General features: G+C 72.4%; 8 protein-coding genes. 7 read left to right on the top strand and 1 reads right to left on the bottom strand.

The window, feature by feature from the left end:
- Positions 1 to 174 precede the first annotated feature (174 nt).
- Positions 175 to 966, bottom strand: a complete 792-nt coding sequence (locus tag AB0M20_RS13295; protein WP_364297683.1) for a DUF4397 domain-containing protein — start codon at positions 964 to 966, stop codon at positions 175 to 177.
- Positions 967 to 1,110: 144 nt separating this feature from the next.
- Here AB0M20_RS13295 and AB0M20_RS13290 point away from each other — a divergent pair, with 144 nt between their 5' ends.
- From AB0M20_RS13290 to AB0M20_RS13260, 7 genes are all read left to right on the top strand, one after another.
- Positions 1,111 to 1,686: a sigma-70 family RNA polymerase sigma factor gene (locus tag AB0M20_RS13290; protein ID WP_364297681.1), complete on the top strand. Its 576-nt coding sequence runs from the start codon at positions 1,111 to 1,113 to the stop codon at positions 1,684 to 1,686.
- A complete protein-coding gene (locus AB0M20_RS13285; protein ID WP_364297679.1) occupies positions 1,640 to 2,314 on the top strand; it encodes an anti-sigma factor in 675 nt (224 codons plus the stop codon). Before AB0M20_RS13290 ends, AB0M20_RS13285 begins: the two co-directional genes overlap by 47 nt.
- A 17-nt stretch (positions 2,315 to 2,331) precedes the next feature.
- Positions 2,332 to 3,408: a tRNA 2-thiouridine(34) synthase MnmA gene (mnmA, locus tag AB0M20_RS13280; protein WP_364297677.1), complete on the top strand. Its 1,077-nt coding sequence runs from the start codon at positions 2,332 to 2,334 to the stop codon at positions 3,406 to 3,408.
- Positions 3,401 to 4,372, top strand: coding sequence for a methionine synthase (locus AB0M20_RS13275; protein ID WP_364297675.1), 972 nt, complete (start codon positions 3,401 to 3,403; stop codon positions 4,370 to 4,372). The genes mnmA and AB0M20_RS13275 overlap by 8 nt, the downstream gene beginning before the upstream one ends.
- A gap of 122 nt (positions 4,373 to 4,494) precedes the next feature.
- Positions 4,495 to 6,588 (top strand): NAD-dependent DNA ligase LigA, encoded by a 2,094-nt coding sequence (gene ligA, locus AB0M20_RS13270; protein WP_364297673.1) that lies wholly within the window; start codon positions 4,495 to 4,497, stop codon positions 6,586 to 6,588.
- A gap of 234 nt (positions 6,589 to 6,822) precedes the next feature.
- Positions 6,823 to 8,712 (top strand): EAL domain-containing protein, encoded by a 1,890-nt coding sequence (locus tag AB0M20_RS13265; RefSeq protein WP_364297685.1) that lies wholly within the window; start codon positions 6,823 to 6,825, stop codon positions 8,710 to 8,712.
- A gap of 301 nt (positions 8,713 to 9,013) precedes the next feature.
- Positions 9,014 to 9,325 (top strand): antibiotic biosynthesis monooxygenase, encoded by a 312-nt coding sequence (locus tag AB0M20_RS13260; RefSeq protein ID WP_364297671.1) that lies wholly within the window; start codon positions 9,014 to 9,016, stop codon positions 9,323 to 9,325.
- The last annotated feature ends 65 nt before the right edge of the window (positions 9,326 to 9,390 follow it).

Below are 9,390 nucleotides of genomic sequence, written 5' to 3'. Positions count from 1 at the left end.
CCCTCGCCACCGTCGGCGCCGAGCTCTTCCGGGAGACCGGAGGCGTTGAAGACGGCGAGGCGAGGGCGGTCACGTTCTCCGTGCCCACCGACGACGGGGGCGCGCTCTGGCACGCCACCACGCCGAAGGTGATCAGCAACGCCAGACCGGAGGCGATGCAGAGGACGGCTCGTCTCAACGCGCGAGCCGCCGGATGCCGAACGTCACCAGGATCAGGCCGAGGGCCGCGACGGCGTACCACGGTGCGGACGGGCCCTGGTCGGTCAGGCCGCCGCTGCCGCTGGGCACGCCGCCCGGCGCCGAGTGCAGGCCCTTGATGGTCTGGGTGGTCAGCGCCAGGGTCTCGTCCTCGGCCGAGCCGATGGCGTAGACGATGGTCGCGGTGCCCTCGCCGAGGTTGAGGTCCGCCGGGCCGATCGCCACGGTGTCGGTGCCGGCGAGCACGACGTCGGCCGAGACCGAGCCGGCCGGCAGGTCGGCCTTGCCCTCCTTGGGGTTGGTCACGTCCTCGAAGACCGGCTTGCCGCCGGCCCGGATGTCCACGGCGGGCGCCGCGGCGGTGTGCCGCACGATCAGCCGGGCCTGGCCCGGGTCGAGCTTGCTGATGTCGTTGACGAACGGGGTCAGCGTCGGGTCGCCGTCCGCCTTCAGGTGCGCGACCAGGCTGATGTTGGCGCCGCCCGGCACCTCGGCGTTGTCCACCTTGAGCAGAGCGCTGCTCACCGGGTCGCCGGGCTTGGTGAGCACGATGTCGTAGCTGCCCTCCTCGAGCTTCAGCGGGCCGGCCACCTTGCCGGGCTGGAAGTCGCTCAGAGCCTTGTCGCCGTTCACGTACACGTCGACCGCTTGGCCGGGAATGCCGTGCACCACGGAGACCTGGGACGTGGCCGCATACGCGGGGGTGCTCAGCAGGGCCAGGCCGATGGCACCGGCGCCCGCCGCGACGGCGAGACGAATGAAGCGCATGATGGGTTCTCCTCGTTGTTGTCGATGGACACCCGGTTGTTTCGTCGTGCATGGCGTCGATGGATGCACACGAATTCGAAAAACTGCATCCGCAACCGGGCCACCGGGCGAACTATCAAGCAGGGGAACGGCGGAGGGAGGTCGATGAGCGCCGATCACGAGCTCGCTGAGCACTTCCGTGCGGGCGACGAACATGCGTTGCGGATCGCTTACGACCGCTACGGTGGCGCCGTGTTCCACCTGGCCTGCCGTCTACTGGCGAACCGTGCCGACGCCGAGGACGTCACACAGGTGACCTTCGTGGCGGCGTGGCAGGGGCGCGGCACCTTCGATCCCGAGCGCGGCGGCATGCTGGGCTGGCTGCTCGGCATCGCCCGGCGCAAGGCGGTCGACCGGCTGCGCGCCGCCGAGCGGGACGGGCGGGTGGCGGAGTCGGTCCGTGCGCTGCCCACGCCACCGCCCGAGGACGCGCCGGAACGCGTGCTGGACCGGCTGGTGGTCGCCGACGAGCTGGCCGGCCTGCCGGCCGAGCAGCGGCGCACGCTGGAGCTGGCGTTCTACGACGACCTGACACACCCGCAGATCTCTGCGGTGACCGGCCTGCCGCTGGGCACCGTGAAAAGTCACATACGACGGGGAATGGCAAGCCTGCGACGGCGATGGGAGGTGGACGGTGCCGCATCTGGAACCCGATCGGCTGGTTCTTCTCGCGCTCGCTGAGGACATGCCGGAGGAGACCGAGACCGCGCACCTCGCGGTGTGTGCCGTCTGCCGCGCCGAGATGGGCGAGCTTCGGCACGTCGCCGCGCTGGGCGCAGAGACGCAGGGGCTGGTGGATCTGCCGGCGCCGCCGGAGCGGGTGTGGGACGGGATCGCCGCCGCCACGGCGGCGCCGGTCCCCACCGTCCGGATCCGCGCTCCGCGCCGCCGCTGGCTCGTGCCGGTGCTGGCCGCTGCCGTCGCCGCGACGATCGCGGTCGCCGGGACGGTGTGGGTGACCCGGCCGGCCACTCCGCCGGTCACCGCTCAGGCCACGCTGGCGCCGTTGAAGGAAGCGCCGCCGAGCGCGCGGGGCGACGCTGAGGTGCTGGCCGGCGACGAGCTGCGGGTGGACGTGTCGAACCTGCCGCTGACCGCCGGCTACTACGAGGTCTGGCTGCTGAACCCGGACGAGCCGGGCAAGATGCAGTCGCTGGGCAGCCTCGGCGACCGGTCCGAGGTGGTGCTCCCGATCCCGCCCGGCACCGACCTGAACCGCTATCGGACGGTCGACGTGTCGGCCGAGGCGCACGACGGGAACTCCGCGCACAGTGGCGACAGTCTCCTGCGAGGGACGCTCACCCGCTGAGTCGATAGGGTGAGTCCATGCGTGTTCTTGCGGCGATGTCCGGCGGGGTCGACTCCGCCGTCGCCGCCGCGCGCGCCGTCGACGCCGGTCACGACGTCACCGGGGTGCATCTGGCGCTGTCGCGGAACCCGCAGACGTTCCGGACGGGCGCGCGGGGCTGCTGCACGCTGGAGGACTCCCGGGACGCCCGCCGGGCGGCCGACGTCATCGGCATCCCGTTCTACGTGTGGGACATGGCCGAGCAGTTCCACGACGACGTGGTGGACGACTTCGTGGCGGAGTACGCGGCCGGGCGTACCCCGAACCCCTGCCTGCGCTGCAACGAGAAGATCAAGTTCGCCGCGGTGCTGGATCGTGCGGTGGCGCTGGGCTTCGACGCCGTGGTCACCGGTCACCACGCCCGGCTCGGCGCCGACGGGCTGCTGCGGCGCAGCGTCGACCCGGCGAAGGACCAGTCGTACGTGCTGGCCGTGCTGACCCGGGCACAGCTGGACCGCGCGATCTTCCCGCTGGGCGACTCGACCAAGGCCCGGGTGCGCGCGGAGGCCGCCGAGCGGGGCCTGGCGGTGGCCGAGAAGCCGGACTCGCACGACATCTGCTTCATCGCCGACGGTGACACCCGGGGCTTCCTGCGGGAGCGGCTGGGCGAGGCGCCGGGCGACATCGTGGACGCCCGCACCGGCGCGACCGTGGGCCGGCACGAGGGCGCGTACGCATACACGATCGGCCAGCGCAAGGGCCTCGACCTGCGGGTGCCCGCCGCCGACGGCAAGCCCCGCTACGTCCTGTCGATCACCCCGGTGACCAACACCGTCACCGTCGGGCCGCGCGAGGCCCTGGAGGTCTCCGTCGTGACCGCGGCCCGGCCGATCTGGCACGCCGGCCGCGGCCCGATCGAGTGCGACATCCAGATGCGCGCGCACGGCGAGGTGGTGCCCGGTGTGGTGACCGTCGACGGCGACACGGTGACCGCGCAGCTGCGCACGCCGGCGCGAGGCATCGCGGCCGGCCAGGCCCTCGTGGCATACCGGACGGACCCGGCGGGCGACATCGTCCTCGGCTCGGCGACGATCACCGGCGCGGGAAATGGCTGACTTTCCCTGGCCCGCCGGCTCGGCCACCGGGATCGGGTCGCTGCCCGGCGAGGACATCGCCGAGGCGCAGCGGCTGATCTTCGGCGAGCTGCCCGACCTCCCGCATCTCGCCGAGCTGCCGGCCCGCGGCCCGGGCTCCGACATCATCGGCCGCAGCGCGGGCTTCCTGGTCGAGCTGCCGGTGCAGGTCTACGCCGGCCGGTGGCAGGTGGCGCCGCGCCCGGGCGCCGACATGCGGCGCACGGCCGACCTGATGGAACGCGATCTCGACCAGCTGACCGAGCAGGGCGACCGGTTCGCCGGGACGATCAAGGTCCAGGCGGCCGGGCCGTGGACGCTGGCCTCGAGCGTGGACCTGCCGATCGGCGGCCGGCTGCTGCGCGACGCCGGCGCCGTCCGGGACCTGACCGACTCGCTGGCCGAGGGGCTACGGCGGCACGTCGCCGATGTGCAGAAACGGCTGCCGCGGGCCCGGGTGCTGCTGCAGATCGACGAGCCGTCGATGCCCGCCGTGATCGCCGGGCGCGTGCCGACGGAGAGTGGGCTGAGCGCGTACCGGGCGGTCGACGGGCCCGACGCGGCCACCGCGCTGCGCACGATCGTCGAGACCGTGGGCGTACCCGTGGTGGTGCACTGCTGCGCGCCGGACGTGCCGCTCCAGGTCGTCCGCGATGCCGGCGCCACCGCCGTCGCCCTCGACCTCTCGCTGGTCACCGAGCTCGACCCGCTCGGTGAGTTGCTGGAGGCCGGTCTCGGCCTGTTCGCCGGCGCGTTCCAGACGAACGGCAAGGTCACCGCCGAGCGGGTGCTGACCCTCTGGAAGCGGCTCGGCTTCCCGCTCTCCCGGCTGCCGCAGCAGGTCGTCGTGACTCCGCCGTGCGGCCTGGCGGGAGCGAGCGACCGCTATGTCCGCAGTGCCCTGAAGGGCTGCCGGGAGGCCGGTCGTCGTCTCGTGGAGGCCTGACCGACCCCGCCGGTCACCTGAACTGCCTGGTGCGTCAGCCGATCGGCAGAGCGCGGTGGGCCGGGAAATGTCATAGGCGGGTACTAACGTGAGCCTCGAAAGTCGAGCCACGGAGGTCCGCGATGCCCGAAGATCCACCGTCAGAGGTCAGTGCCGCTCACGCCGAGCTGGCCGAGGAGCTTCTCGGGCATCAATACCGCTACTACGTGCTCGACTCGCCCACGATCTCCGACGCCGAGTTCGACAAGAAGCTGCGCGAGCTCGAGGCCATGGAGGAGCGGTTCCCGTCGCTGCGTACGCCCGAGTCGCCGACGCAGCGGGTCGGCGGCAGCTTCTCCACGCTGTTCACCCCGGTCGAGCACGCCGAGCGGATGATGTCGCTGGACAACGTCTTCGACCTCGACGAGTTGCAGGCCTGGGCCGACCGGACGGTGCGCGACGCGGGCGGCCCGACCACCTTCATCTGCGAGCTCAAGGTCGACGGGCTGGCGATCAACCTGACGTACGAGAAGGGGCGGCTGGTCCGCGGCGCGACCCGGGGCGACGGGCGCACCGGTGAGGACGTGACGTCCAACGTGAAGACGATCCGCGAGATCCCCGAGCGGCTGGCCGGCGACGACCCGCCCGAGCTGCTCGAGGTGCGCGGCGAGATCTACTTCCCGGCGTCCGCGTTCAGCGACCTCAACGCATCGCTGGTCGAGCAGGGCAAGGCGCCGTTCGCCAATCCGCGCAACGCCGCGGCGGGCAGCCTGCGGCAGAAGGATCCGCGGGTCACCGCCACGCGTGGGCTGCGCATGGTGGTGCACGGCATCGGGGCGCGCAAAGGGTTCACGCCCGACTCGCAGTCGCATGCGTACGAGGCGTTGAAGGCCTGGGGGCTGCCGACGAGCGACCGGTGGAAACAGGTCTCGGACATGGCTGGGGTCCGGAAGTACATCGACTACTACGCCGAGCACCGGCACGACGTCGAGCACGAGATCGACGGTGTGGTGATCAAGGTCGACTCGGTGTCGATCCAGGGCCGGCTCGGCTCGACCAGCCGGGCGCCGCGCTGGGCGATCGCGTTCAAGTACCCGCCGGAGGAGGTCACCACCAAGCTGCTCGACATCGACGTGAACGTCGGGCGGACCGGCCGGGTCACGCCGTTCGCGGTGCTCGAGCCGGTGAAGGTGGCCGGGTCCACGGTCGGGCTGGCGACCCTGCACAACGCGCGCGAGGTCGAGCGCAAGGGCGTCTGGATCGGCGACACGGTGGTGCTGCGCAAGGCGGGCGACGTGATCCCCGAGGTGCTCGGCCCCGTGATCGACCTGCGCCCGGAGGACGCGCGGCAGTTCGTGATGCCGACGGAGTGCCCGGCGTGCGGCACCATGCTGGCGCCGGCCAAGGAGAGCGACGTCGACATCCGGTGCCCGAACTCGCGGTCCTGCCCGGCGCAGCTGCGCGAGCGGGTGTTCCACCTGGCCGGGCGGGGCGCCTTCGACATCGAGGTGCTGGGCTACAAGGCGGCCCACGCGCTGCTCGAGTCCGGCGTCATCACCGACGAGGGCGACCTGTTCGGGCTCACCGCTGACGACTTGAAACGCTCGCCGTTCTTCGTCAACAAGGACGGCAGCCTGGGCAGCAACGCGACGAAGCTGCTGGAGAACCTCGCCGAGGTCAAGTCCCGCCCGCTCTGGCGGGTGCTGGTCGCGCTTTCGATCCGGCACGTCGGGCCGACCGCGGCGCAGGCGCTGGCCCGCGAGTTCGGGTCGATCGAGGAGGTCGAGGCGGCGGCCACCAACCCGGAGCGTGCCGAGGCGCTGGCCGGGGTCGACGGTGTCGGGCCGACGATCGGCGAGTCGCTGCGGGAGTGGTTCGCCGTCGACTGGCATCGCGACATCGTGCGCAAGTGGCGCGAGGCCGGCGTCAAGATGGCGGACGAGCGCACCGACGAGGGACCGCGCCCGCTGGCCGGTATGACCGTGGTGGTGACCGGCACGCTGGCGACGCATTCGCGCGACCAGGCGACCGAGGCGGTGACCTCCCGCGGCGGCAAGGTGAGCGGCTCGGTGTCGAAGAAGACCGCGTTCGTGGTGGTCGGCGACAACCCCGGCAGCAAGTACGACAAGGCGCTGCAACTGAAGGTGCCGGTCCTCGACGAGCAGGGCTTCGCGGTGCTGCTGTCCGACGGGCCCGACGCGGCCCGGGAGGTGGCGGAGATGGCCACGGACGAGTGAATTCGCGGGCATAGCGCGTTCGTCGGGGCCTTCCGATTTGATATCTGGCGAGTCTGTTTCGCGTAGATATGTTCTCGCCCGCCTATGGTGAGGATCATCGGTCGTCGACGCCATGGTGGAGGTCGCATGCGCCGCGCCCTGCTTCATACCGCGGTCCTGGCCGTCTGCCTCGACGCTGCCCTTTGGGCGGTCGCGCGCGACGACTTCGCCGCGCTGCCGGCCGCGTTCTGGATCATGGCCGGCCTCGCGCTCGTGGTGGACGCGCGGCCGTACGTGGTGGCCACCCGCCGGGCCAGCTCGATAGTGCTGCCGTCGATCTGCTTCACGTTCGCCATCGTGCTGGCGTGGGGGCTGATCCCGGCGCTGGCCGTGCAGGTCGCCGCGATCGCGGTTGCCGCCGCGCGGATGCGGCGGCCGGTGCGGCGCACCCTGCACCTGATGGGGCAGCACGCGGTGGCGCTGGCGGCGGCCGCGCTGGTGGCGGCGATCGCCGGGCTCGGCGCCTCGGCGGCCACCGGTCTCGATCCCGGGCTGTCCGGCGGCGGCTCGACGTGGGCTGAAGCGCTCTGGACGGTCGTTGCGGCGGTCGCGTGGATGGCCGCCCGATACGGCCTGGCCGCCCTGGTGGCGCACGTCATGTCGCCGCAGCGTGCCCCGCGGGCGCGGCGGTGGAGCGTGGAGCTGTTCGCAACCGCGGCCCTGCTGCTGCTCGGGCCGGTGGTGCTCGCCGCCGCCGAGGGCGGGCCGGCGCTCGTACCCCTCGTGCTCCTCGCCCTGCACGCCGTGCACCGCATGGTCCGGTCGGCCGGCGAGTCCGAACGCGCCACCCGGGTCGACGCGCTGACCGGCCTGCCGAACCGCCGCGCGCTGCACGCCTCGATGGCGGCCGGCCTGGTGCCGCATCGCCGGCTCGCCCTGCTGCTGCTCGACATCGACCGCTTCCGCACGGTCAACGACGCCCTCGGCCACGCCCTCGGCGACCGCCTGCTGGTCGAGGTGGCGCAACGGCTGGCCGGCGTGGTGCCGCCGCACGATCTCGTCGTGCGGCTGGGCGGCGACGAGTTCGCGGTGCTGGCCACCCGGGTGGACGGGCCGGCCGCGGCCCGCCGCATCGCCGGTCACCTGGCCGAGGCGCTGGGCCGGCCGTTCGCGCTGGAAGGCATGGCGGTGGACGTGAGCGCTTCGATCGGCATCGCGATGGCCGAGCGCGGCGGCGACGGCGCGGCGCTGTTGCGGCAGGCCGAGGTGGCGATGTACGACGCGAAGCAGCGCGGCGACCAGGTCGCGGTCTACGGCCCGGACGCGCTGCACCACTCGCCGGACAGGCTGACCCTGCTCGCCGACCTGCGCCGCGCGCTGGAGTCGGACGCCGGCGACGACGGGATCACGCTCTTCTACCAGCCGCAGATCGCGGTGGCGACCGGCGCGGTGGTGGGGGTCGAGGCGCTGCTGCGCTGGCATCACCCGGTTCGCGGGTTGGTCGGCCCCGAGGAGCTGATCCGGGTCGCCGAGCGGACGCCGGTGATGCGGCTGCTCACATCGCGGGTGCTCGGCGAGGTGATCGCGCAGCTCGGCGCGTGGCAGGCGGTCGGGCGTCCGGTGCGGGCCTCGGTCAACGTGAGCGTGCGTGACCTGCACGCCGGTGACATCGCCGACCGGATCGAGCACCTGCTGGAGCTCTACGCCGTGCCGCCCTCGATGCTGCAGCTGGAGATCACCGAGAGCGCGCTGATGGCCGACCCCCACCGCGTGCTGAACACGATCACCCGCCTCGACCGCATGGGCATAGCGATCAGCCTGGACGACTTCGGCACGGGATATTCGTCGTTCCAGCACCTGCGCCGCCTCCCGCTCTCCGAAGTCAAGATCGACCGCTCCTTCGTCCTCGGCATGGCCACCGACCCGGGCGACGCGGCGATCGTCCACTCGGTGATCACGCTGGCGGGCGCGCTGGGCCTGCGGGTGGTGGCGGAGGGCGTGGAGGACGAACGCACCTGGCGCCTGCTGGCGGCGGCGGGCTGCCACGCGGCCCAGGGCTGGTTCCACGCGCGCCCGATGCCGGCCGACGACCTGGCCATCTGGTGGTCCCGCTACCGCCCGATCCACCCGGCCCCGGTCCCCTGACGAAGCGCGGCCCGCCGAAGGGCTCGGAGGATCAGAAGTGGTAGCTGAGCCACCGGTCCGGGGTGTGGACGCGTGGGTGGGCTACCAGTTTCGGGTGTGCGGCGGCGTGGGGCCCGGGAGTGGTAGCTGAGCCACCGGTTCGGGGTGTGGACGCGTGGGTGGGCTACCAGTTTCGGGTGTGCGGCGGCGTGGGGCCCGGGAGTGGTAGCCGAGCCACCGCTGCGGGGCATTGACGCGTGGGTGAGCTACCACTTTTTGGTGGCCTGGGTGAGGCTCGTTCTGCGGCTGGGAGGAGTGGGTGGTGATCGCACGGGTTTGGCGGGGCTGGGCTTCAGGGGCCGGTGCCGGCGAGTATCAGCGGCACTACGAGACCGAGGTGGTCGAACATCTGCGGCAGGTTGCCGGGTTCCGCGGTGCCCGTCTGCTGCGTGGTGAGGACGGTGACGAGGTGCTGTTCACGTCGATCACGCTCTTCGGTGGCATGGATGACGTGCGCCGGTTCGCCGGGGACGATCCGGACCTGGCTGTCGTGGAGGACACCGCGCGGCGCGTCCTGACCCGATGGGACGAACGCGTCACCCACCACGAGGTCGCCGTCGACGTCCAGCCCTGATCGGCCGGGCCGCCACGCGACGGAGGCGGCACCTCGAGTGGTAGCCCAGAGGTGCATCCGGGACC

Source organism: Actinoplanes sp. NPDC051633 (genome assembly GCF_040681735.1).
GTDB lineage: Bacteria > Actinomycetota > Actinomycetes > Mycobacteriales > Micromonosporaceae > Actinoplanes.
This window is presented reverse-complemented; position numbering and strand designations above follow the sequence as displayed.

Excerpts from the sequence above, each read along its gene's own strand:
- mnmA (WP_364297677.1), top strand. The coding sequence starts at position 2,332 with ATGCGTGTTCTTGCGGCGATGTCCGGCGGGGTCGACTCCGCCGTCGCC.
- AB0M20_RS13275 (WP_364297675.1), top strand. The coding sequence starts at position 3,401 with ATGGCTGACTTTCCCTGGCCCGCCGGCTCGGCCACCGGGATCGGGTCG.
- AB0M20_RS13295 (WP_364297683.1), bottom strand. The coding sequence starts at position 966 with ATGCGCTTCATTCGTCTCGCCGTCGCGGCGGGCGCCGGTGCCATCGGC.
- ligA (WP_364297673.1), top strand. The coding sequence starts at position 4,495 with ATGCCCGAAGATCCACCGTCAGAGGTCAGTGCCGCTCACGCCGAGCTG.
- AB0M20_RS13290 (WP_364297681.1), top strand. The coding sequence starts at position 1,111 with ATGAGCGCCGATCACGAGCTCGCTGAGCACTTCCGTGCGGGCGACGAA.
- AB0M20_RS13265 (WP_364297685.1), top strand. The coding sequence starts at position 6,823 with ATGGCCGGCCTCGCGCTCGTGGTGGACGCGCGGCCGTACGTGGTGGCC.